Here is a 21,754-nt window from a genome sequence, read left to right on the forward strand (position 1 = left end):
TTCCCTACACGGGGCAGACCACGGGCACACCGGCGTCGTCTAGGACGCGGGCGCGGAAGCCGTACACGTCTTCGAGCAGGTCAGGAGTGAGCACCGCATGGGGTGTGTCTTGGCCGACGAGGCGGCCGGACTTGAGCACGAGCAGCTCGTCGCAGTAGCGGGCGGCGAGGTTCAGGTCGTGGATGGCCACCAGCGCAACCCGGTCGGTCCCGCGGACCTCGTCGCAGATGAGCTGCAGTAGTTCGACTTGGTGGCGCAGGTCGAGGGCGGACGTGGGTTCGTCGAGAAGCATGACGCTCGGCTCGCGCACCAGCATCTGCGCGACAGCGACGAGCTGGCGCTGACCACCCGACATGTCCGAGACCAGCCGGTCGGACAGGTGGGTAATGCCCAGCCGGTCCATGACGTCGGCGGTGCGCTCCAGCGGGTCCCACCCGTCGACGCCGCGGCGGCGGGCGGAGACCATGACCGATTCGAACGCGGTCAGCGTGGCGCTGCTCAACAGGTCCTGCGGCACGTAGCCGATCGCCTCCACACGGTCCCTGCCGGTGAGCTCCGCGCCACCCTTACTGATGGTCACCGACCCCGCCGTCGGCTTCTTGATCCCGGCGATGGCTTTGACCAGCGTCGACTTGCCGGCGGCATTGGGGCCGATCAGGCCGACGACCGTCCCGCCCTCGAGCGGGCCGAACGACAACGAGTGCACGATGGTGGACCGTCCGTAGGAAACGGAGAGGTTCTGCGCGCTAACGGTCATGGTCTACGCCCCCTTCCGGCGGGCACGGGTGAAGATGAGGAACACGAAAAACGGCACGCCGACCAGCGAGGTGATGATGCCGATCGGGATGGCCAGGCCGGGGATGATAGACAGCGACACGGCATAGGCCAAGCTCAGCAGCATCGCGCCCGCGGCGGCCGCGGCGGGGAGGAAAAACTTCTGGTCCTCGCCCACGAGCATGCGCGCCACGTGGGGCCCGACGAGCCCGATGAACCCGATGATGCCGGTGAACGCCACAGACGCGGCCGCCAAAAACGATGCGACGAGCAGGGTGGCAAGGCGCAGGCGTTTGACGTCGATGCCGAGGGCGGCGGCGCGGTCGTCGCCAAGCCGCAGCGCGGTCAGGCGCCACGCGTTGGCCACGCAGAACGGGATCGCCGCGGCGAGGACGACCGCGAGGATGATGTTCGCTGTCCAGTTTGCGCGCTGCATCGACCCCATGGTCCAGAAGACGATCTGCTGTAGCGCCTCGACGTTGGCGCCGTACTGCAGCAGCGACAGCAAAGCCTGGAAGAAGAAGGACAGCGCGATGCCGAGCAGAATCATCGACTCGGCTGTGGCGCCGCGCCACACGGAAGCGCCCGCCACAATCGCCACGGCGATCAGCGCCGCCAGCGCAGCGGTGGCGGCGAGGTTGAACTGCGGGTTGGCCACCAGCGACCAGCCCATCACGATGGACAGCGCGGCGCCGAACGCCGCTGCGGCCGAAATACCGAGGGTGAACGGCTCCGCCAGCGGGTTGTCCAAAATCGTCTGCATCTGCCCGCCCGCAAGCCCCAGCGCGGCACCGCACAGCACCGCCATCACCGCGGCTGGCAGGCGCAGCGTGCGAATCACCACCAGGGTCTGCTCGTCCACCCGCTCCGGGTGGAACACCGCGTTAAATACGTCGGCCGCAGCGATGTCGATCGGGCCGACCACAACGGCGAACAGGAAACTCACCACTACCGCGACCAGCAGGCCGGCGATGGCGAAGGACTTCCTCCGCCCGCGCTTGAGGTAGCTGTCAATCGCGGTCCGGCGGGCGTCCTCGGCCACGTCGGGTCTCGCGGGCACGTGCGTGGTCATGCCCTACATCGCCTCCGGGTGCGCGGGGTCGACGAAGAACACGCCGCTGTAATCGAACGGCAGCCACTCCTGGTGGAAGTCCTTGAAGTCCTGCGCCGGGTCCAGGTCCGCGAACTCCTCCGGGTGCAGCCACTTCGCAAACGCTTCGAGGGCGAACACATTGAAGGGGTTGTCGTAGAACTGGTGGTAGATGGCGAAGTAGTTGCCTTCCTTTGGTGCGTCGAGAAGCTCCATGCCCGGCTGCTGCAGCGGGCCCTCGCACGTTTCGAGCACAAGGTCGGGGTTGGACTGGTAGCCCAGCTCGACATGGCGGAAAGTGCCCGGCTTGTTCGGGTCGCGCGCCCACTCGCCGCCGGTGACGATGAGCTTGTCGGGATTAAGCTCGGCCAACTTCTCCGGGGTGAGTGTCTTCGTCTCCGGGCCGAGCACCTCGGGGCCCAAGTTGTGCCCGCCAGCGGCGGTGATCAGCGTGCCCAGGTGCACATCTCCGGCGACGGCGCAGCAGTCGCTGAACCCCGCGGCTGTCCACAGCAGCACATCCGGCTTGTCAGCGATCTTTGCCGCCCGGTCAGTGATCTCCTTGACCTTGGCCTGGTAGAACTCGTTGTACTTCTGCGCACGCTCGCTCTGGCCCAGCAGGTCGCCCAGCAGCTGCATGGACACCGTGGTGTTTTCCAGCGGCTTCTGACGGAAATCGATGAACGCGTAGGTGATGCCGGCCGCGTCCAAATCGGAGATGAAGCCGCTTTCTTCCACGGACTTCTTCTGGTCCAGCGTCATGATCACCACGTCCGGCTTCTGCGCCAGCAGGTTCTCAACGGTGACGTCGCCCTTCTGGATCATGCCGATCTCCGGCATGTCCTTCGCCTCTGGCTGCATCTCGAAGAGCTTCTCGCGGAACGCCCCGGCCGCCTTTTCCAAGTCCTGGCCATAGGCGACAACATTGTCCAGCGGATTGTCCTGCAGCAGGGCAGTGGCGTACGCCGCGCGGCCTTCCGCCAGCACGATGCGCTCCGGCAGTTCGTCGAACTGGAGCGTGCGGCCGGCGGCGTCGGTGACAGTGACCGCGCCCTCAGCGGATCGGGTCTGAGTTGTCGCGGAGGCGCCGTTCGTGCCTGTGCTGACTTCGGTGCCGGCTTCGTTGCCGGCGGTGGGGGCTGTCTCGCCGCCCGAGCAAGCGACCAGTCCGCAGACGGTGGCAAGTGAGACGGCGAGGGTGCCGATCCGGTGTGAACGTTTCACCACGTTTCCCTTCGTTATGTGATGTTAGCCTAAGCTAAGTTGCAGGAACCATGGCGACACTAAGGTAAGCCTAAGCTGACTGTCAACTGTCGCGGGGGGAAGGAGGGGGCGCGGACTTAAGCGCTCTTGCCCTTCTTCGAGGATTTCTTCCCGGACCCAGACTTCTTCCCGGACCCAGACTTCTTCCCGGACCCAGACTTCCCGCCGCCGGAGGACCGCTTGTCCAACGACGCCTTCAGCGCGGCCATCAGATCCACCACGTTGTCATCGTCACCCGAGCCATCCGCACCATCCGAACCATCAGCACCGAACGTGGCCTCGGTGTCCAGGGTCTCGCCCTCCTCGAACTTCGCGTCGATGAGTTTGCGTAGCTCCGCCTGGTAGTCGTCCTCGAACTCTTCGGGCGTGAAGTCGGAGGCGTAGGACTCCACCAGCTGCTTGGACAGCTTCAGCTCCTTCTCGCCGATTTTCGCCCGCGATTTCGTGCCCTTGAACTCGTCGTCGAAGTCGAGCTCGCGTACCTCGTCGGCCCACATCAGGCCCTGCAGCACGATGACCTTGTTCACCACCCGCAGCACGCCCAGCCTGGTCTTTTGCCGCAGGGCGAAGCGCACCACGGCGATCAGCTCCGAATCCAGCAGGGTCTGCCGCAGCAGCAGGTACGACTTCGGCGTTTTGCCCTCGGGCGCCAGGTAGTAGGACTTCTCCAGCATCAACGGGTCGATCTGGTCCGCGGGCACAAACTGCACGACGTCGATCTCGTCGTTGTCGGCTTCGGGCAGGGAGTCGAAGTCCTCGTCGGTGATCACGACGGTGTCGCCGTCTTCTTCAAACGCTTTGTCGATGTGCTTGTACTCCACCTTTTCTCCGCATACCTCGCAGCGCCGTTCGTAGCGGATGCGCCCGCCGTCTTTGTCGTGGACTTGGTGGAAGGACAAATCGTGGTCCTCGGTCGCCCCGTACGCTTTGACGGGGACGTTGACAAGGCCGAATGTGACGGAACCGGTCCAAACTGCGCGCATGCGCCTCACTCTACGCACGCCTCTACAGTGGGGCCATGGGCAATGACCAGAAGGTGCGCGTCGGCGGCCGCGAGCTCACCGTGAGCAACTTGGACAAGGTGCTCTACCCGGCCACCGGCACCACTAAGGCCGATGTCATGCGCTATTACCAGGCTGTTGCCGAAGTGCTCGTCCCTCAAGCCAATAGGAGGCCGGTGACCAGGAAGAGGTGGCCCGAAGGCGTCGATAAGCAAAGCTTCTTCCGCAAAGACCTCGAGGATTCGGCGCCCGAGTGGGTGCCAACCGGCACCATCCAGCACACCACAAGCGTCAACGCGTATCCGCTTATCGACGGCTCCGCCACCCTCGCATGGCTTTCCCAAGTCGCGGCATTAGAGCTGCACACCCCGCAGTGGCGCTTCGGCGCGGACGGCAAACCGCAGAACCCTGACCGGCTGGTGCTGGACCTGGACCCGGGCTCCGGCGTCGAATTACACGACACCGCGGAAATCGCGCTGGAGTGCCGCGAGATTCTTGAAGACATGGGGCTGACCTGCGTGCCGGTGACCTCGGGATCCAAAGGCATCCACCTCTACGCGGGTCTGGACGGCACCAGCGACGCCGACGCCGTGGCCAAAGTGGCCAAAACCCTCGCGCAGCACCTGCAGCGCGCGCACCCGGACCGCGTCACCGCCGCGATGGCGAAGGCCGAGCGCAACGGACGCGTGTTCATCGACTGGAGCCAGAACAACGGGAAGAAAACCACCATCAGCCCGTACTCGCTACGCGGACGCGAGCGCCCCACGGTGGCGGCGCCGCGCACGTGGGAGGAGATCGCGGACCCGGCGCTGCGGCAGCTGGAGCTCGACGAGGTCATCGCCCGCGTTGAGGACGGGCTCGACCCCATTGCGGCCCTCGGCGCGCCGGGGGAGGACCGGCTGGCCACGTACCGCTCCATGCGCGACAAAACCAAAACCGGCGAACCGGTGCCCGACGCCGCCCCGGCCCCGCGCGAAGGCGAGCCGATCTTCGTCATCGGCGAGCACTACGCCTCCCACCTGCACTGGGATTTCCGCCTGGAGCACGATGGGGTGCTCGTCTCCTGGGCCGTGCCGAAGGGCCCGCCGCTGGAAACCGATATCAACCGTCTCGCCGTGCAGACTGAGGACCACCCGATCGAATACGCCGAGTTCGAAGGCACCATCCCGAAGGGCCAGTACGGCGCGGGCACGGTGAAAATCTGGGACATCGGCACCTGCGAGATAGAAAAGTGGCGCGAAGACGAGATCATCGCCATCCTCCACGGCCGCGACGGCGGCGGCTTGGGCGGCATCCCGCGCCGCTTCGCACTCATCCGCACCGATGAGAAAAACTGGCTGCTCAAGCTCACCCGGGACCAGCCCAGCGCCGCGCCCGCCACAACGCCACTCGCCCCGATGCTGCCCACCGCGGCCACCCGCGGCGACATCACCCTCGAACAACACGACGGCACCGAGTTCGCCTACGAGATGAAGTGGGACGGCTACCGCATCCTCGCGGACGTCGGCGACACGGTCCGCCTGCGCAGCCGCAGCGGCAAGGACTACACGCCCCTATTCCCGCATACGGACGAGCTTGCGCACTTGCTTGTCGACGGCGGCTGCCTCGACGGCGAGCTCGTCGCCCTCGACGCCAACGGAAAGCCGGACTTCTCCGCCCTGCACCGCGCCGACCAACACGACATAGGGGCCAACCTGCGCTACATGGTCTTCGACCTGCTGCGCCTGGGCGGGCGCGACCTCACCCACGAGTCCTGGAGCGCCCGCCGCGAGCTGCTCGAGCGTCTCGACGAAACCGAGCACGTGGTCATCCCGCCCGCAACCACCGGCTCCTTCGACACCGCATGGCGCGCCGCCGAGGAACTCGGGCTGGAGGGTGTGGTGGCCAAACGCACCGACGCCGAATACGCGCCGGGGGAGCGCTCCCGCGCGTGGCTAAAAGTCAAGCGCGCCCTGCACCAGGAGGTGGTGGTCGTGGGCGTGCGCACCGGCAATCGCGGCATCGCGTCGCTGCTGGTCGCGGTGCCCGACGAGGGCGGCGAGCTGCGCTACGCGGGCCGTGTGGGCACGGGTTTTTCCAACTCCCAGCTCGCCGACATCGGCCGCAAGCTGCGCCGCGTCGAGCGCACAACCCCGCCGATAGACATTCCCGCCTCCGATGCGAAGGACGCCTGGTGGGTGAGCCCGAAGTACGTCGCTGAGGTGCAGCTCGCTGGCGCTACCGCAGACCGAAAGGTGCGCCAGGCATCATGGAGAGGTTGGCGCGAGGACAAGGACCCCAGCCAGGTCCGCTGGGAAGTATAAGGAGCAATCGGTGTCGCCCGAGAACATACTGCTGCGCCTGCCAAAGGCCGAAGAGCAAGCCGTGCGCGAGATCTACGCCGAGCTCGCCGGGCGCGGCTTCCCGCAGCAGCACCAGCGCCCGCACATCTCCGTCACCTTCGCGCCTGCCATGCACCGCCGCGCCATCGCCGCGGCGACGGACCTTCTACCGCCCGTGTTGCCTGCAGCTTTACGACGTTCCGGTCTCGCCATCTTCGGCACCAAGTCCAAACAGACCGTTGCTTGGCTGCTCGAGGCGCCGGAGGAGCTCGAGCGTGCAGCCCGGGCCGTCAGCAGCGCGAACCCGGAGGGCCGCGGCGAGCGCTGGATCCCGCACCTGACCATGGGGCTGCGCCTGCCCAAACGCATCGTGCCGGACTACATCGCCGCGCTACAGGAGGTCACCTCGCCTCACTTCAAGGAGCTCACCGCGCAGCGGGCCGCGTTCTACCAGCCCAGTCTGGGCACTGAGCTCGAGCTCTAGGGGCTAGTCGTGCAGGGGCGAAGCGCCGTCGATAGGCAATTGAGCGTCAGGGAGCGGCGCATCGGACGCGGCTACGACGACGTTGCCGTAGCCGCGGCCCGTAAACGTCGCGGCGGTATTGGCGAAAACCTCTTGCAGTCCGGCGACAGTGGCGCGGGCGCGGGGCAGGCCAGCCACATCGCCGACGTTGACCACGAATAGCCCGCCCGGGGTCAGGGCGCGGTACGCCGCCCGGTAGAACTCCACCGTGGTCAGCGGGCGGGGAGTGTCGGCACCGGCGAAGACGTCGCGCACGATCACGTCCACCGATCCGGGCGCGAGCGCGTGGGTGAACGCACGCGCTTCTGCGACAGCGATCTCTACCGGCGGATCAAACGCCTCGCGCACCAGGTGGGCCAACCCCCGGTCCAACTCGACGGCGATGTTGCGGCTGTCCCACCGGTGCTGCACATAGCTCGGCAGCGCGCAACCGGCCGCGCCCAGGTGCACTGCAATAAACGGTTCCGGAACGCTCGCGGCCTCGATGAAGTCCGCGATCCACCGCATGTAGTCGTACCCCAGCACCTCCGGCGCGCCGGGCACGACGTACGACGACGGCACCCGGTTGACCTCCAACACGTACGCGCCGTCGCGTTCCGGGTCCGCGAGGATGCTGGCCGTGCCGGTGTCGATGGGGTAGGTGCCCTCGATGCGTTTCTTCCGAGCGCGCGGCTTACGGCGGCGGTGGTTGGACATGGGAGTATGCATACCTGTTGTGTGGCCGGTATCGCACCCGAATCGAGGACCCGGGGGTAGGCGGGGTTGGTACGATCACAGCATGGTTTATCTGTCACGGGACTACATCGGGGAACTGGAAACCTCCCAGGCCCCCATTGTCGCCCCTGACTTCACCTCGCTGCCTCGCGACCCGAATGAGCTGTTCGCGGCCTGGTTCATGGAAGCCGTGGAAGCGGGAATGCTCGATGTTAGCGCGACGGCGGTTGCAACTGTCGACAAGCACGGGCACCCAGACGCGCGCATCATGGACCTGCTCCACCTGGATTCAGACGGCTTCCACTTCGGCACCGGCAAGAACACCGCCAAGGTCCAACAACTGGAAACCACCTGGGCGGCCGCGCTCACCTTTTGGTGGCAGCCGCTGCGGCGCTCCGTGCGCGTGAAAGGGATCGCTCACCGAAAGGTGGACGGGGAGCGGTTCAACCTGTGGTGCGTGAAGCCGCACCACTTCGAGTTCTTCTACCTTTGGGAAGACCGCCTCAAAACCGACAGGGTGGTCTACCAGTGCGACGACACCGATTTCTGGGACCGCATCCGCATCATGGACAACTAGGCGCTGTTAATCGTTCCAGGATTTCGTCCTTGCGAAGAAGCATGCGACCACGGCGCCTGCCGCGATGACGGCGCACGGCAGCCAGATCGAATTGCTCATCGCCAGCGCGAACGGTTCGTGCAGCGCCTCCGGCAGCGGGCCTGTCGCCTGACCCGCGGTGGCCATGTCGCCCGCGCCGGCTCCGTCGCCAAGCTTGGCGGCGAGCTGCGACGACATCATCGCCGCGATCGCCGCCGACCCGATCACCCCGCCGATCTGGCGGGTGGTGTTGTACACGCTCGAGCCGGCGCCGGCCAGGCGCGGGTCCAAGTTGCGGGTGGCGATCATGGAAAGCGGGCCCCACATCAGCGAGTTGGCCACGCCATAGACCACGGCGATGGCGTACATCCAGCGCGGGTCCACCGCCGGGGTGGTGATCAGCGCCGAGATGCCTATCGACGCCGCCGCCAAGGTGAGGCCGGTGATGGCGAAGGGCTTCGGGTCGTGCGTGTTGGTCAGCTTGCCAACCCACGGCGACAGCAGACCGGAGACCACACCCGACGGCAGCACCAGCAGCGCCGCCTGGGTGGGGGTAAAGCCCTGCACCGTCTGCACGTAGATCATCCACGGGATGATGTAGGTGGAAATAGCGAAGCCGACCGTGGAGATAGTGGCGCCGGCGAGAGAGAAGTTGCGGTCCTGGAACAACGCCAACGGCACTAGCGCGCTACCGCCCTGCCTGGACTGCCAGCTGAAAAACAGCACCATCGTCGCCGCACCCGCGAAAAGCAGCGCCCACACGCGCCAGTCCCAGTTGAAGTTCTCCGCTTCCTGGATGCCAAAGACCAGGCAGAACATGCTCACGGTGCTTAACCCCACGCCCACCCAGTCGAAGTGCCTGTTGGTCTTGTCCAGGCGCGGCACGTAGATCCACGCCAGGACCAGGCCGAGCACACCGACGGGGACGTTGACGAAGAAGATCCAGGGCCAACCGGAGGCGTCGACAAGCACACCGCCCAACAGCGGACCCGTGACGGTGGCGAGGCCAGCCGTGGCGCCCCACACACCCATCGCGCCGCCGCGCTCCTTCGGAGAGAACGTGCGGATCATCACCGACATGGTTTGCGGCGTGACCATCGCACCACCAAAGCCCTGGAACGCGCGGGCGGCGATCAGCGCGGCCGAGGTGGAGGCCAACCCGCACGCCAGCGACGACGCCGTGAACAGCGCCAGGCCGGTGAGGTAGATGGTTCGGGGGCCGAAACGGTCGCCGAGGCGGCCAGTGATCAACAGTGGCACCGCGTACGCCAAAAGGTACGCGGAGTTGACCCAGATGACCTCGTTATAGGAGGCATCGAGGCCCTCTGAGATCGCGGGGATCGCCACCGAAACAATGGTGGAATCCACCAGGATCATGAAAACCCGAGCATCATCGACCACAGGGCCGGCCACGGTGAACGAGTTGAGGTTTGACGCACCGGGGAGATGATACCGGGCCTAGAACGGCAGCATCTGCTGGATCGGCTCCGGCAGCATGTCCCTGTACATCGGCAGCGTCACCGCCCCGATGGCGCCGATGGCCGCGAGCACGCCCAGAATGATGCCGACGGTGCGCAGGGTACTCAGCGTGTTGCTGTCCTCCGAGGACAAGAACAGCTCGGGCTTGTCGTTGACCAGGTTGTCCTCAGCCTCCATGTCGGTGGTGGACTCCGACCCCTGCTTGACTACAGTGACCTCGGGCTCCTCGCGCACCTCGTCCGCGTCGATGCCGTTCACCTCGTCCAGCCCCTTCACGTTGAACTGGGTGGCGGTGTAGCGGCTGTTGTCGGTGGTGTTCCACTGAGAGACCACAATGTCCATGTCGTCCAGGTGCGAGCCCGGCACGATGTAGCCGCCGTAGGGCTGCGACCAGTTCAGCGGGGTCTGCTTGCTGTCCCAGGACCCGTGCCGTGCGATTTTGGCTACCCGGACGTCGTCCCAGTCGCGTTCCAAAGTCTCGGAGATGCGCACCTCGACGCTCAGCGAGTCCTCGTTGAACATGACCAGAACCCAGTGGCCGTCGATGTAGCGCAGGCACATCTCGCCGGCCTTCACGTTGTCCTGCAGGATCGGTTCGGCGTGATCGGTCCAATCGTCGATCGAGGCGCTGTAGCCCTCCCAGTTGCCCGGGTTGTGAATGTCTTCCGGCTTGAAGCGGAACAGGTACACCGCCGAATCGCGGCCGAATTTGGTGGTGGTGGCGTAGATGTAGCCGTCCGGGCCCTCGTCCCAGCTAATCAGTTGCGTCACACCGCCCATGTGATTGCCGCGGGTGGAGCTGATTTCTTTCCAGGTTTTACCGCCGTCGTCGGACTTCCACACGTTGGAGGAAACCACGTCGCCAAAAGCGGGGGCATGGAAGGTGCCGTGCAAGTACAGCGTGCCGTCGATGTTGATCACGTCGGACGGAATCAGGGTGCTTTGGTTGATGCGGCGGTACGAGATCATGTCGCTGACCTCGGAGGTGTTGTCGATGGGGCGCAGGATCTTGATAAAGCCGTCCTCGTCCATGGTGGCCACCACCCCGACCGGGCTCATCCACCCTTGGCCGAAATCCCCGCGGAAGGAGTCGCCGAAGATCATGGCGAACTCGCCGTTGCCCATCGGCGCCATCGCCCCCAGGTCGCCGCTGCGGAACCCGGTGTGGGCGGAGTATTTACCCAGCACGTCGTCCATGATTTGGATGGTGGTGCCGTTGGGCAGCCGCAGCGGATTCGACGCGGTCTTCTTCGGCGGCTCCACGGGCACCCACGGCTTCTTCTCGCGCTTCTTCTTCGCGGGGGTGCCGGAGGAAGAAGACAGGCTGGACAGGCTCGATTCCGCATGCGCCTGGGGCGCGGTCACGGCCGTCAGCGCGAGGGCGCTGGCCACACCTGCGCTGAGAAGGATCTTCGGGGTTGTCTGGGTGCGCATGGGGCTCGCCTTTTCTACAGATGTTGGTGAGACATTTCAGAACCAGAGAGCACTTTAGCACCGGATACGCGCCCGAGTTGGCGTTTGAAAAAGCCCGGAAACGAACCTTCGCGTTTCCGGGCTTTCGCCAGTTTTACACAGCGCTGTTTACACAGCGTCGGTTTCCTGCGGGTCGTTATCCGCGTCCGCCTTGGTTTCGTGGCGGGTGCCGGGGGCGTGCTCCGGCGGGGAGTAGATGGAGTACAGCTTCGCCGGCGCGTCGGATTCGTTGACGAAGTTGTGCCACTTGCCGGCCGGCACGAATGCGGCCCAGTCGGCCTTGATCACTTCGTCGATTTCCAGGTCGTCCTCGGACGGGCCGATCTGTGCGCGCAGTTCGCCTTCCTCGAGGCGGAGGAACTGGTCGTGGTCGTCGTGGATCTCGGCGCCGATTTCGCCGCCGACCGGGATGGTCATCACGGTCAGCTGCAGGTTCTTGCCGGTCCACAGCGTGTCGCGGAACGCCTCGTTGTCCAGCGTCGCCTTCTCAATGTCCACCACAAACGGGTTGGGGCCCTTGTCAGCCATCATGCCTCCTCGGTTGTTGGAAGTGTTCCACGTCCGAGCCTAGGGGCTTTCGCTTATCGACGGTGGCGTCCGCCCCGCCGACGCTTCCTATTTTTCCTCCTGAGCTGGACTTTCTCCACCTCGGTGAGGTAGCCGTCCCGGGTGTTTTGCGCCGCAACTGCCGTCGGCTCCGGTCGCTTCGGCGCCTCGGTGTCATCAGGCTCGTCCACGCGGCCGAACATCTCCGTCGGCGCGGCAATGTCCTCGGGGCGCGCGCCACCGCCGAGCGAGACGTAACGGGCGGTGTGCTTCGGCTTGACCGCATCGGCCGGGTCGGTAGCGAAGTCGCGCTCCACGGTGACGGCCCAGCCGCCGCCGGGAAATTCGATCAGCTGCCACGGCTCCGGGCGGCGCTGCGGTGCAGTACTCAAGGCGGGGATGTTCTCAATGCCCTCGTCCGGGGCGCCGGCGTCGAGGGCCGCCATGCCGCCCAGGACAACCGCGCGCGCCCACAGCCCGCCGTTGGGAAAGCCCGCCAACCACTCCAGCACGGCCTCACCGTCGGGCCCGGCAATAGCGCCGAGGACGCGGCCGTCGAGGGTGGCCAGCGGGGTGCCGTCGGTAGGCAAAAGCCCCACGAACCACTGGCCGGGGGAGCGGGCCGCAAGCTCATCGGCTGAGAACTCGCCGACGGAAGTGTCGATGACCAGCATGTCTCCCGGCAGTAGCACCGCAGCTTCCTCGGGTGCGTTGTTGCGCGGCACCGCGAGCTGCGGCTCCGGCAGCACCACGTGCACCTCGAAACGCCCCGTGTCTTCATTCAGGCTGACCGCGGCCACCGTTGCGGGCTGCAGAAACGACGAGTGGACGCGCTCCACCTCATCGAAGTGGGCGCGCCACTCGGGCGCGACCTCGCCGAGCACAGGACCAGGCAGCTCGCCGCCGCTGCGACGGCGCACGCGCCACGAGCGGTTCAGCGGGTTCGCCTCCAACACCACGTCGACGTACGTGGTGCCCCTGCGGCCCGCGAAATCGGAGAAGAGGGCGGCCTGCGAGACGTGGTCCACCGGGACTTCCACGCCGGCACCCCACGTGGACGGGGCGAGAGAGTACTGCTTGGCTGCCATGGGGCGAATTGTAGGCAGGCGTTAGCGCAACTTCTTCACCAGCTGCACCACGCCCAGCACAATGAAACCGACGATTAGGCCCGCCACCAGGGACACGCCGGTGTCCACCAGCCAGCCCAGCGCGCCGCCGCCGACGGCCTCCTGACCCTTGGCGATGACGTCGTGCGGCCAGTGCCAGCCGAAGATTTCGTCGAAGCCGCGGATGAGCAGGTGGCCGCCCACCCACAGCATTGCCACGGTGCCGATGATGCCGATGGCGTTGAGCACGTACGGCATGCCCTTGACCAGCGCGCGGCCGGTGTTTTCGGCGTTGCCGCGCTTGATCATGCCGTGGCCGATGTCGTCGATCTTGACCAGCAGCGCCACAGCGCCGTAGACGGCGATGGTGATGAAGATCGCCACCGCGACCAGCACGGCGGCTTCCATCCACACCGACTGATCCTTGACCTCATCGAGGGAGATGAACATGATCTCCGTGGACAAGATCAGGTCCGTGCGGATAGCGCTGTTGACCAGCGTGTCTTCGTCCTGGTCGGACTTGTTGGCCGCCTTCTCGGCTTCCTCGTCGTCGTTGGAGGACAGCTTGTGGGCGATCTTTTCCGCACCCTCGAACGCGAGGTAGGTGCCGCCGAGCATGAGAATCGGGGTCAGCGCCCACGGCGCGAACGCGTTGAGCAGCAGCGCGACCGGCAAAATGAAGACCAGCTTGTTGCGCAGCGAGCCCTTGGTGATGCGCCAGATCATCGGCAGCTCACGCGCCGGTGTGACCCCGTCGACGTACTGCGGGGTCACCGCGGCGTCGTCGATGACCACGCCGGCGGCCTTGGAAGATGTCTTTGCGGTCATGCCCGCGACGTCATCGACGCTCGCGGCGGCTTGGCGCGCGATCAAGGCGACGTCATCGAGCAGGGCGAGTAGGCCACCGGCCATGTGGGGGTTCTCCTCGGGAAGTCGGGGGCGGGGGACCAGACCAGCATACGGTGCATTTTCCCGATGAGGTAGCATCATCTGACGCAACTGCTTTACACACGGGTGCTACCGCGGAAAATGCGGTGGCTGAGATGCCGAAGCGCTTCGGCGAACCGTTGAACCTGATCCGGGTAATGCCGGCGATAGGAAGGAAGATTCGCACATGACTGCGCCTGCAAACTCTGCCGCACCAAAGAACAACTCCTGGCGCGTGGTGGACATTGTCACCGCCGCCGTCCTCGGCGTGGCCTGCGGCCTGCTGTTCTGGGTGTGGAACAGCATCGGTGATGCGGGGTTTAAGGCGCTCGACGCCCTGACCCCGGGCCTCGGTGGTCTGGTCACCGGCATTTGGTTCACCGGCGGTGTGCTTGGCGGCCTGATCATCCGGAAGCCGGGTGCCGCGGTGTTCGTCGAGGTTGTCGCCGCATCCGTTTCCGCGGTACTTGGCAGCCAGTGGGGCATTGAGACGCTTTACTCGGGTCTGGCCCAGGGCTTCGGCGCCGAGCTGATCTTCCTGATCTTTGCTTACCGCCGCTTTGGCCTGTCCACGGCGGTGCTCTCCGGTATCGGCGCTGGTATCGGCGCGTTCATCCTGGAGCTGTTCCTCACGCCGAACCTGGCGATGAGCCTGCAGTTCAACCTCATCTACCTGGCCTGCCTGATCATTTCCGGTGCGGTCCTCGCGGGCGTGGTGGCCTACTACCTGGTCAAGGCGCTGGTGAAGACTGGGGCGCTGGACCGCTTCGGCGCTGGCCGCGAGCGCTTCAACACAGCCGCGTAAATGTCGCTGGCTATCTCGGCGCGGGGGCTTTTCTACCAGCACGCGACGCGCCCGCAGCCCGCGTTTCGCCACGTCGACCTCGACATCGCGCGAGGGGAGCGGGTGCTCATCACCGGCGATTCGGGCTCGGGTAAGTCAACGTTGCTTGCGGTGATTGCCAAGCTTATCGACGACTCCGAGGACGGCAGCCGCACCGGCACCTTGCACGTGGACGGGACCGTCGGCATGGTGCTGCAGGACCCGGAGGCGCAGACGATCCTGTCGCGGGTGGGCGACGACGTCGCCTTCGGCGCCGAGAACCTCGGCGTACCCCGCGAGGAAATCTGGCCGCGTGTACAGCGCGCCCTCGACGCCGTGGGCCTCGACATCCCCCTGGACCACCACACCGCGCACTTATCCGGCGGGCAGAAGCAGCGTCTGGCTTTGGCGGGCGTGATCGCGATGGGGGCGGACATCCTCATCCTGGACGAGCCCACCGCGAACCTGGACCCGCACGGGCGCGACGAGGTCATCGCCGCGGTGGACCGCGTCTGCAAGCGCACCGGCGCCACCTTGATCGTGGTGGAGCACCGCCCGAAGCACTGGGCGCACGTAGTTCAGACCTACTACCGCCTGGACCAGACGGGCCTTTCCCGCATCAGCGCCGACGAGCTGCCGGACGCCCCGGCCCTGCCGCCGGCGAAGAAGGTGCCACGGGGAGTGCCTGCGGCCGTCGCAACGCAGGAGGTGCTTACGCGTTTCGGTCCGCCGCGCACCATGCACGCGCCGGAGGGGTATTCCACCGTGATTACCGGCGAGAACGGCTCCGGCAAGACCACGCTGGTGCAAGTGTTGGCGGGCTTGACCCCGCCTGAAAAGGGCGAGGTCGAGTACTCGGAGACGATCCGGCAGGGGCTGGCCTCCCCGTCGATTACATGGTCGTCGAAGGATCTGGCCAGCCGCATAGGGTATGTGTTCCAGGAACCGGAGCACCAGTTCGTCACCGCCACCGTGCGCGAGGAGATGGCGCTGTCCGGCGCGCCGCAGGAGCGTATCGACGACCTCCTGCACCGCCTGCGCCTGGGGCACCTGGTGGACGCGAACCCGTTCACCCTCTCCGGCGGCGAGAAGCGGCGCCTGTCGGTGGCCACCGCGCTGGTCAACGCCCCGAGGCTGCTGATCCTGGACGAGCCCACGTTCGGCCAGGACGACCGCACCTTCGTCGAGCTCGTCGGGCTGATCCGCGAGCTGACGGAGCAGGGCGTGACCGTCATGTCCATCACCCACGACGAGGCGTTCATCGCCTCGCTGGGCGACCACGTCGAGCGCGTCCTCGCACGCTCGGACGCTGAAGGAGATGGCCGATGAACCTACTGCGCGGTATCAACCCTGTCACCCGCATCCTCGGCCTAATACTTCTGACCACGCCGCTGATGTTCACCATCGACTGGGTCTCCGCCACCTTCGTGCTCGCGTTCACGCTGCTCATGGTGCCTGTGTGCGGGCTGGGCTACGGCCGCTTCTTCAAACGTGCGCTGCCGATCCTGCTCATCGCGCCGCTGGCGGGCATCCCCATGGCGCTCTACGGCCAGGCAGGCGGGGACACCTACCTCGAGTGGGGGCTTGTGCACGTCACCGAGCTGTCGGTGTCGTTGGCGTGGGCGGTGATCCTGCGCGTGCTCGCGATCGCGCTGCCGGTGGTGCTGCTGTCTGCGGACGTGGACCCCACCGACCTGGGCGACGGGCTCGCGCAAGTGCTGCACCTGCCGGAACGCTTCGTCATCGGCACCGTCGCGGCACTTCGCATGCTCACGCTGCTGCGCGACGACCTCGACGCCATGCGCCGCTCCCGCCGCGCCCGCGGCATTGCCGACCAGGGCAAAATCAAGTACTGGTTCTCGCTGTCGTTCGGCCTGCTGGTGATGTCGCTGCGCCGCGCCGGCAAGCTCGCCACCGCCATGGAAGCGCGCGGCTTCGGCGGGCCGAACAAGCGCTCCTGGGCGCGCGAATCCAAGCTGCACTCCCGCGACTGGGCGGTCATGGCCGCCGGCCTCGCCGTCGCGCTCGCCGCGCTCGCGCTTGCGTGGGCGACCGGCTACCTTCGCCCGGTGTGGGCGGTGCGATGACGTACACCCTGCTTATCGACGGCCCCTCGGGCTCCGGCAAAACCACCCTCGCCAACCAAATCGGGGCCGCCCTCGGCATCCGGGTGGTGCACCTGGACGATTTCTACCCAGGCTGGGGCGGGCTGGCCGAGGGCGCCCGGATGGTCGCCGACGACGTCCTCGACCCGGTGACGCCCGGGTTCTGGCGCTGGGACTGGGAGCAGGATAGACGTGCAGAATGGGTGCCGTTGGTGCCCGGCGCGGACCTCGTGGTGGAGGGGGTGGGGGCGGTGACGGAGGCGTCGATAAGCAAGGCGAAAGCGCGCGGGGACGTGGACACGCTGAGGGTGACCGCGGCCGATGCGACGCGAAAAGCCCGGGCCCTCAAGCGGGACCCGGGCTACGCGCCTTGGTGGGACATGTGGGCCGAGCAGGAAAAACTCCTGCCCGTACTCCCCGTGGACGTGGAGGTTAGGAGGGTGTGACCTCCTCCGGCTTGTACACCGTACGCTCGCGCGCACGCTCCGCGTCCGGATCGGGGATCGGAATCGCAGACAACAACGCCTTGGTGTAGGGGTGCTGCGGGTTGTCGAAGACGTCGTCGGTGTCGCCGAACTCCACAAAGTCGCCCTTGTACATCACCGCCACGCGGTCCGACAGGTAGCGCACCACCGACAGGTCGTGGGCGACAAACAGGTAGGACAGGCCCAGCTTGCGCTTGAGCGAATCCAGCAGGTTGATCACGCCCGCCTGGATGGACACGTCGAGGGCGGAAACCGGCTCATCCAGCACGATCACGGACGGGTTGGTGGCAAGAGCGCGGGCCAGGCCGATGCGCTGGCGCTGGCCACCGGAAAAGTGCCCGGGGAAACGGTCGATCTGCTTCGCGTCTAGACCCACGGTGCGCATCAGCTCGGAGATGCGGGCGTCGTTGTCGCCCTCGTAGCCGAGGGCGACCAGCGGCTCCTGGATGATTTCCTTGACCGTCATGCGCGGGTTGAGCGAGCTCATCGGGTCCTGGAAGACCATCTGGATGTTCTTTCGCGCCTCGCGTCGTTGCGCGGAGTTCATCTGCGCTGCATCCTGGGAGAACGGGTGTGCAGGTTCATGTTCGCGTGGAACATATTCTGCTGCTCGGCGATTTCGGTGATCGCGAGCGTGAGTTCGCCGCCGTCCTGGATCTGGTCGCGCTCGAGCGGGTTGTAGTCGCCCGCGGCGTTGACTTCGAGCTTCTCGCCGTTGTCGCCAGAGTTCTTAGACTTGGTGTTCGCGGTGTCTTGGCCGCCACCTGCGGTTGTGCCCTCGGTGTTTCCGTCCGAGGAGCAGGAGGCGAGGACGAGGGAGATGGAGGAGAGGCCGGCGAGAGCCGCGACGCGGAGGCGTTTGCTCATGGTCAGTTCCTTTCATAGGTCGTCCGTTCGCAGTGTGCTTTGCGACGGTTGCCCAAGGCGGGCAATGGTGCCGGTAGATTCCGGCGGCCCCTGCACACGACACCGTTTTGGTAAACACGACGTGAATCAGGTTGAACACAACCTACCGCACGTGTCACCTAGTTCACATTGCTTTGGCAAAGTATTTTGTGGTTTATGCCCAGTGATTTTTCAGCGAATTTGCATGGAACTGAAAAAAGTGCACGTCAATCGCGGCATTTGGTCGCTCTTGATATAACTGCCCAGCTATAGAAAAAGTGAATGATATTTGCGCAACGCAAAAACCCCACCCGCCGCTGCGGCGGATGGGGTTAACGGAAGGTGAATTAACCGGCCGGGGTTAGCTCCACATTGTCGGCCCACGTCAGTTCGATGCCTTGGGCGCGCAGCCACTCCATGGCGTCGTCGCCGTGGCGGGTGATGCCTTCGACGGCGGCCAGCGTGACGTCGATAGCCTTCTCGGCGTCCTCGGCGGTGATGAAGCCCGCAGAGGTGGCGGCGGCGAGCTCGTCGATGTCGAGAACGTCGATCGGGTTGCCGGTCAGCGACACGAGGTCGACGTACAGGTCGCGGGTGCTCCACACCTCACCGTCGACGTCGATGTCGGCGACGTCGAAGTAGAAGTCCTGCTCCCGCCCGGCGCCCTCGCGGAAGTGGAAGATGTTTGCGCGCAGCCCCAGCTCCGGCAGCAACCAACTCTCCAGGTAGCCGAACTCCGGGTGGTCGGCGCCGCGACCCATGTACAGGCCAAAGTCTGTGATGCGGAACGTGTCCACCTCGCGCAAAAACCCCTTCGGGTCGGTGTTGATGTTCGCTGCGGTGTCGAACGTCTCCTGCTTCACGGGGTGCAGATCGGCGGCCATGGGTTACCTCACGTCAATCGATGCGGCGGTCGGTGCGAAGGGGCAGACCTTGTCGACGGTGCGCACACTCCCGTCAACAACTGCCAGAACCCGCCCAGAGCCCGTGTCCGCGGTCGCGGACACGGTGGCCGGTCCTGTGGGGTTAATCCCGTTGTTGTCCAACGGCGTTACGCCGGTGCGGAAATTGGCCAGGTTGATCCAGTACACCTTCATGCCGCCCTGCTCCTTCGCGGCCGCCGGGGTGCCCAGCGCGGTGAAGACGAAGGTGGTTTGGCCGGCCTTCGCGCCCGGGGCGGGGGACTGGGCGGGCCCGGGTACTGCGATCGCGGAGGCGGTGGAGTGCAGTCCCTCGCCGATGCAGTTGCCGGAGACGGTGGGCCAGTAGAACTGGGTGAACCGTGGGGCGTTCGCAGGCAGTGGCGGGCCGCCGATTTCGTCGCCACCCGCGTAGAACTGCACCGCGGTGCGCAGCGCGTTGCCCACCTTTTGCGGGACGTGAGGCTGATCTGCGAACGCGTTGACGCGCGCGACAGTCTCGGGCGTGGGCCGGCCCAGCGGGTCGAGGAATGAGGACTGCGCAGAGGCAGTTTGCTTAGCGACGCCTCCGGTCACCAACAAACCGGCAGCGCACACCGCCGCAACGACGGTCCTGAAGAGTGAAAGATAGTTGTGCACTTGCGCCACATTAGTCACATCCGTAACAACGTCAAGCGGAACTGGGATATTACTGTGGGAACCGTGCGTGCGCCTCGCCGCGGTTTGCTGGCGGGATAATGCGATTCAGTGCAGGCGGGAGTATCGTTTAGGCGTTATTTCCGCCAACGCAAAGGACCTATCTCTGTGTCGCACCCTGAATTTCGCAACGTAGCCATCGTCGCCCACGTCGACCACGGTAAAACCACCCTGGTCAACGCCATGCTGGAACAGTCCGGCGTGTTCGGCGACCACGGCGAACACGGCGACCGCGTGATGGACTCCGGGGAGCTCGAGTCCGAGCGCGGCATCACCATCCTGGCCAAGAACACCGCCATCCGCCGCGCCGGCAAGGGCAAGGACGGCGCGGACCTAATCATCAACGTCATTGACACCCCGGGCCACGCCGACTTCGGCGGCGAGGTCGAGCGCGGCCTGTCCATGGTCGACGGCGTTGTCTTGCTTATCGACGCATCCGAAGGCCCGCTGCCGCAAACCCGCTTCGTGCTCGGCAAGGCACTCGAAGCCAAGAAGCCGGTTATCATCTGCGTGAACAAGACCGACCGCCCGGACGCCCGCATCGACGAGGTCGTCGAAGAAGCCCAGGACCTGCTCCTCGAGCTCGGCGCTGGCCTGGAGGACCCGGAAGCCGCAGAGGCCGCCGAGAACCTGCTCGAGCTGCCGGTGCTCTACACCTCCGGCCGCGCCGGCCGCGCCTCCCTGGAAAACCCGGGCAACGGCAACCTGCCGGACAACGAGGATCTGCAGCCGCTGTTCGACGTCATCTACGACGTGCTGCCGGAGCCGTCCGCGGAGATCGACGCGCCGTTCCAGGCACAGGTGACCAACCTGGACTCTTCCTCCTTCCTGGGCCGTATCGGCCTGATCCGCGTGTTCAAGGGTTCCGTGAAGAAGGGCCAGACCGTCGCCTGGGTCCACTACGATTCCGAAGGTAACCAGCAGGTCAAGAACGTCAAGATCGCGGAGCTTCTGGTTACCGAGGGCCTGGACCGCGTCCCGGCCACCGGCGACGTGGTCGCAGGCGACATCGCCGCCGTCTCCGGCGTCGAGGACATCATGATCGGCGACACGCTGTGCGATCCGGAAAACGTCGAGCCGCTGCCGCGCATCGCCATCGACGCCCCGGCGATCTCCATGACCATCGGCGTGAACACCTCCCCGATGGCCGGCCGCAACGGCGGTGACAAGCTCACCGCCCGCATGGTCAAGGCCCGGCTGGACCAGGAGCTGATCGGTAACGTCTCCATCAAGGTGCTGCCCACCGAGCGTCCTGACGCATGGGAGGTGCAGGGCCGCGGCGAGATGGCCCTCACCGTGCTCATCGAGACCATGCGCCGCGAAGGCTTCGAGCTGACCGTGGGCAAGCCGCAGGTGGTGACCAAGGAGGTCGACGGCAAGATCTACGAGCCCTACGACCACATGATCATCGACGTGCCCGCCGAGCACCAGGGCGCCGTCACCCAGCTGATGGCCAGCCGCAAGGGCCAGATGACCTCGATGGGCAACGCCGGCTCCGGCGACTGGGTGCGCATGGAGTTCGACGTGCCGTCGCGAGGCCTGATCGGCTTCCGCACCACCTTCCTCACCGAGACCCGCGGCGCCGGCATCGCCAACTCGTACTCCATCGAACACCGCCCGTGGGCCGGCGAGATCAAGGGCCGCCCGACCGGCTCCCTGGTCGCCGACCGCTCCGGCCAGGTCACCGCCTACGCGCTGCAGCAGCTGGCAGACCGCGGCGACTTCTTCGTCGAGCCGGGCGTGGACGCCTACGAAGGCATGGTGGTGGGCGCGAACTCCCGCGACGAGGACATGGACGTCAACATCACCAAGGAAAAGAAGCTGACCAACATGCGCGCCGCCTCCGCGGACGCTACCGTCACGTTGCAGAAGGCCCGCACCCTGTCCCTGGACGAGGCCATCGAGTTCTGCGACGACGACGAGTGCGTCGAGGTTGCACCCGAGGCGATGCGCGTGCGCAAGATCATCCTCAACGCCACCGAGCGCGGCCGCGCCCGCTCCCGCGCAAAGCAGAAGAACAGCTAGCCT

Annotated in this window: 21 protein-coding genes, 1 pseudogene and 1 riboswitch; of the genes and pseudogenes, 8 read left to right on the plus strand and 14 right to left on the minus strand. The window is 65.9% G+C overall.

The genetic code is table 11. The features are described from left to right. Window positions 1-4: 4 nt before the first annotated feature. The 4 genes from CAFEA_RS04125 to ku all read right to left on the minus strand — a co-directional run bounded on the left by CAFEA_RS04125 (window position 5) and on the right by ku (window position 4,110). A complete protein-coding gene (locus CAFEA_RS04125; protein ID WP_063937480.1) occupies window positions 5-757 on the minus strand; it encodes an ABC transporter ATP-binding protein in 753 nt (250 codons plus the stop codon). A gap of 3 nt (window positions 758-760) precedes the next feature. Next, the gene (locus CAFEA_RS04130; protein ID WP_063937479.1) at window positions 761-1,846 is read right to left on the minus strand and encodes a FecCD family ABC transporter permease; all 1,086 of its coding nucleotides are present in this window, start codon (window positions 1,844-1,846) and stop codon (window positions 761-763) included. Between the two features lie 3 nt (window positions 1,847-1,849). Next, window positions 1,850-3,088, minus strand: a complete 1,239-nt coding sequence (locus CAFEA_RS04135; RefSeq protein WP_063937529.1) for an ABC transporter substrate-binding protein — start codon at window positions 3,086-3,088, stop codon at window positions 1,850-1,852. Window positions 3,089-3,204: 116 nt separating this feature from the next. Next, window positions 3,205-4,110, minus strand: a complete 906-nt coding sequence (gene ku / locus CAFEA_RS04140; RefSeq protein WP_063937478.1) for a non-homologous end joining protein Ku — start codon at window positions 4,108-4,110, stop codon at window positions 3,205-3,207. Window positions 4,111-4,145: 35 nt separating this feature from the next. Between ku and CAFEA_RS04145 the strand changes: the two genes are divergently transcribed. Further along, a complete protein-coding gene (locus tag CAFEA_RS04145; protein ID WP_063937477.1) occupies window positions 4,146-6,431 on the plus strand; it encodes an ATP-dependent DNA ligase in 2,286 nt (761 codons plus the stop codon). Window positions 6,432-6,441: 10 nt separating this feature from the next. Beyond that, window positions 6,442-6,933 carry a 2'-5' RNA ligase family protein gene (locus CAFEA_RS04150; RefSeq protein WP_063937476.1) on the plus strand — a complete coding sequence of 164 codons (492 nt, stop codon included), beginning with the start codon at window positions 6,442-6,444 and terminating at the stop codon, window positions 6,931-6,933. A gap of 3 nt (window positions 6,934-6,936) precedes the next feature. Here the strand turns inward: CAFEA_RS04150 and CAFEA_RS04155 are convergent, their stop codons facing one another. Beyond that, entirely contained in the window at window positions 6,937-7,668 is a 732-nt protein-coding gene (locus CAFEA_RS04155; RefSeq protein ID WP_063937475.1) for a spermidine synthase, read from the minus strand. Between the two features lie 82 nt (window positions 7,669-7,750). On the opposite strand from CAFEA_RS04155, the gene CAFEA_RS04160 reads away from it, so the two are divergent. Further along, window positions 7,751-8,263 (plus strand): pyridoxamine 5'-phosphate oxidase family protein, encoded by a 513-nt coding sequence (locus tag CAFEA_RS04160; RefSeq protein WP_063937474.1) that lies wholly within the window; start codon window positions 7,751-7,753, stop codon window positions 8,261-8,263. 6 nt (window positions 8,264-8,269) lie between these two features. Here CAFEA_RS04160 and CAFEA_RS04165 read toward each other — a convergent pair whose 3' ends face one another. The 5 genes from CAFEA_RS04165 to CAFEA_RS04185 form a co-directional block, all read right to left on the minus strand. Next, window positions 8,270-9,694 (minus strand): DHA2 family efflux MFS transporter permease subunit, encoded by a 1,425-nt coding sequence (locus CAFEA_RS04165; protein WP_253704956.1) that lies wholly within the window; start codon window positions 9,692-9,694, stop codon window positions 8,270-8,272. Between the two features lie 45 nt (window positions 9,695-9,739). Continuing rightward, window positions 9,740-11,194, minus strand: coding sequence for a DUF4185 domain-containing protein (locus CAFEA_RS04170; RefSeq protein ID WP_063937472.1), 1,455 nt, complete (start codon window positions 11,192-11,194; stop codon window positions 9,740-9,742). A gap of 147 nt (window positions 11,195-11,341) precedes the next feature. After that, entirely contained in the window at window positions 11,342-11,761 is a 420-nt protein-coding gene (locus CAFEA_RS04175) for a cupin domain-containing protein (protein ID WP_082855660.1), read from the minus strand. A gap of 53 nt (window positions 11,762-11,814) precedes the next feature. After that, window positions 11,815-12,867, minus strand: a complete 1,053-nt coding sequence (locus CAFEA_RS04180) for a hypothetical protein (RefSeq protein WP_063937470.1) — start codon at window positions 12,865-12,867, stop codon at window positions 11,815-11,817. Window positions 12,868-12,888: 21 nt separating this feature from the next. Further along, window positions 12,889-13,797, minus strand: coding sequence for a DUF808 domain-containing protein (locus CAFEA_RS04185; protein ID WP_063937469.1), 909 nt, complete (start codon window positions 13,795-13,797; stop codon window positions 12,889-12,891). Between the two features lie 88 nt (window positions 13,798-13,885). Next, window positions 13,886-14,003, plus strand: a riboswitch (TPP riboswitch). Between CAFEA_RS04185 and CAFEA_RS04190 the strand changes: the two genes are divergently transcribed. From CAFEA_RS04190 to CAFEA_RS04205, 4 genes are all read left to right on the plus strand, one after another. Further along, the gene (locus CAFEA_RS04190; RefSeq protein ID WP_063937468.1) at window positions 14,000-14,617 is read left to right on the plus strand and encodes an ECF transporter S component; all 618 of its coding nucleotides are present in this window, start codon (window positions 14,000-14,002) and stop codon (window positions 14,615-14,617) included. Its footprint overlaps the riboswitch before it by 4 nt. Continuing rightward, window positions 14,618-15,964 (plus strand): ABC transporter ATP-binding protein, encoded by a 1,347-nt coding sequence (locus CAFEA_RS04195; protein WP_063937467.1) that lies wholly within the window; start codon window positions 14,618-14,620, stop codon window positions 15,962-15,964. Then, on the plus strand, window positions 15,961-16,722 hold the full coding sequence (locus CAFEA_RS04200; RefSeq protein ID WP_063937466.1) for an energy-coupling factor transporter transmembrane component T family protein: 762 nt from the start codon (window positions 15,961-15,963) through the stop codon (window positions 16,720-16,722). Before CAFEA_RS04195 ends, CAFEA_RS04200 begins: the two co-directional genes overlap by 4 nt. Next, window positions 16,719-17,186, plus strand: a complete 468-nt coding sequence (locus tag CAFEA_RS04205; protein ID WP_063937465.1) for a nucleoside/nucleotide kinase family protein — start codon at window positions 16,719-16,721, stop codon at window positions 17,184-17,186. The genes CAFEA_RS04200 and CAFEA_RS04205 overlap by 4 nt, the downstream gene beginning before the upstream one ends. Here the strand turns inward: CAFEA_RS04205 and CAFEA_RS04210 are convergent. The 4 genes and pseudogenes from CAFEA_RS04210 to CAFEA_RS04225 form a co-directional block, all read right to left on the minus strand. Continuing rightward, window positions 17,173-17,784: pseudogene (locus CAFEA_RS04210) on the minus strand (ATP-binding cassette domain-containing protein); the annotation flags it as partial. The gene CAFEA_RS04205 and the pseudogene CAFEA_RS04210 sit on opposite strands and share 14 nt — an antisense overlap. Next, window positions 17,769-18,092 carry a hypothetical protein gene (locus tag CAFEA_RS04215; RefSeq protein WP_063937463.1) on the minus strand — a complete coding sequence of 108 codons (324 nt, stop codon included), beginning with the start codon at window positions 18,090-18,092 and terminating at the stop codon, window positions 17,769-17,771. The gene CAFEA_RS04215 and the pseudogene CAFEA_RS04210, both read right to left, overlap by 16 nt. Window positions 18,093-18,457: 365 nt before the next feature. After that, window positions 18,458-18,994: a ribonuclease FAU-1 family protein gene (locus CAFEA_RS04220; protein WP_034999685.1), complete on the minus strand. Its 537-nt coding sequence runs from the start codon at window positions 18,992-18,994 to the stop codon at window positions 18,458-18,460. 3 nt (window positions 18,995-18,997) lie between these two features. Then, on the minus strand, window positions 18,998-19,606 hold the full coding sequence (locus tag CAFEA_RS04225; RefSeq protein WP_253704955.1) for an Rv1157c family protein: 609 nt from the start codon (window positions 19,604-19,606) through the stop codon (window positions 18,998-19,000). Between the two features lie 228 nt (window positions 19,607-19,834). Here CAFEA_RS04225 and typA point away from each other — a divergent pair, with 228 nt between their 5' ends. Then, the gene (typA, locus tag CAFEA_RS04230; protein WP_063937461.1) at window positions 19,835-21,751 is read left to right on the plus strand and encodes a translational GTPase TypA; all 1,917 of its coding nucleotides are present in this window, start codon (window positions 19,835-19,837) and stop codon (window positions 21,749-21,751) included. Window positions 21,752-21,754 lie beyond the last annotated feature (3 nt).

The sequence above is a fragment of the Corynebacterium afermentans subsp. afermentans genome (assembly GCF_030408355.1).
GTDB lineage: Bacteria > Actinomycetota > Actinomycetes > Mycobacteriales > Mycobacteriaceae > Corynebacterium > Corynebacterium afermentans.

Excerpts from the sequence above, each read along its gene's own strand:
- CAFEA_RS04125 (WP_063937480.1), bottom strand. The coding sequence starts at position 757 with ATGACCGTTAGCGCGCAGAACCTCTCCGTTTCCTACGGACGGTCCACC.
- CAFEA_RS04130 (WP_063937479.1), bottom strand. The coding sequence starts at position 1,846 with ATGACCACGCACGTGCCCGCGAGACCCGACGTGGCCGAGGACGCCCGC.
- ku (WP_063937478.1), bottom strand. The coding sequence starts at position 4,110 with ATGCGCGCAGTTTGGACCGGTTCCGTCACATTCGGCCTTGTCAACGTC.
- CAFEA_RS04145 (WP_063937477.1), top strand. The coding sequence starts at position 4,146 with ATGGGCAATGACCAGAAGGTGCGCGTCGGCGGCCGCGAGCTCACCGTG.
- CAFEA_RS04155 (WP_063937475.1), bottom strand. The coding sequence starts at position 7,668 with ATGTCCAACCACCGCCGCCGTAAGCCGCGCGCTCGGAAGAAACGCATC.
- CAFEA_RS04160 (WP_063937474.1), top strand. The coding sequence starts at position 7,751 with ATGGTTTATCTGTCACGGGACTACATCGGGGAACTGGAAACCTCCCAG.
- CAFEA_RS04170 (WP_063937472.1), bottom strand. The coding sequence starts at position 11,194 with ATGCGCACCCAGACAACCCCGAAGATCCTTCTCAGCGCAGGTGTGGCC.
- CAFEA_RS04175 (WP_082855660.1), bottom strand. The coding sequence starts at position 11,761 with ATGGCTGACAAGGGCCCCAACCCGTTTGTGGTGGACATTGAGAAGGCG.
- CAFEA_RS04180 (WP_063937470.1), bottom strand. The coding sequence starts at position 12,867 with ATGGCAGCCAAGCAGTACTCTCTCGCCCCGTCCACGTGGGGTGCCGGC.
- CAFEA_RS04185 (WP_063937469.1), bottom strand. The coding sequence starts at position 13,797 with ATGGCCGGTGGCCTACTCGCCCTGCTCGATGACGTCGCCTTGATCGCG.
- CAFEA_RS04190 (WP_063937468.1), top strand. The coding sequence starts at position 14,000 with ATGACTGCGCCTGCAAACTCTGCCGCACCAAAGAACAACTCCTGGCGC.
- CAFEA_RS04195 (WP_063937467.1), top strand. The coding sequence starts at position 14,618 with ATGTCGCTGGCTATCTCGGCGCGGGGGCTTTTCTACCAGCACGCGACG.
- CAFEA_RS04200 (WP_063937466.1), top strand. The coding sequence starts at position 15,961 with ATGAACCTACTGCGCGGTATCAACCCTGTCACCCGCATCCTCGGCCTA.
- CAFEA_RS04205 (WP_063937465.1), top strand. The coding sequence starts at position 16,719 with ATGACGTACACCCTGCTTATCGACGGCCCCTCGGGCTCCGGCAAAACC.
- CAFEA_RS04215 (WP_063937463.1), bottom strand. The coding sequence starts at position 18,092 with ATGAGCAAACGCCTCCGCGTCGCGGCTCTCGCCGGCCTCTCCTCCATC.
- CAFEA_RS04220 (WP_034999685.1), bottom strand. The coding sequence starts at position 18,994 with ATGGCCGCCGATCTGCACCCCGTGAAGCAGGAGACGTTCGACACCGCA.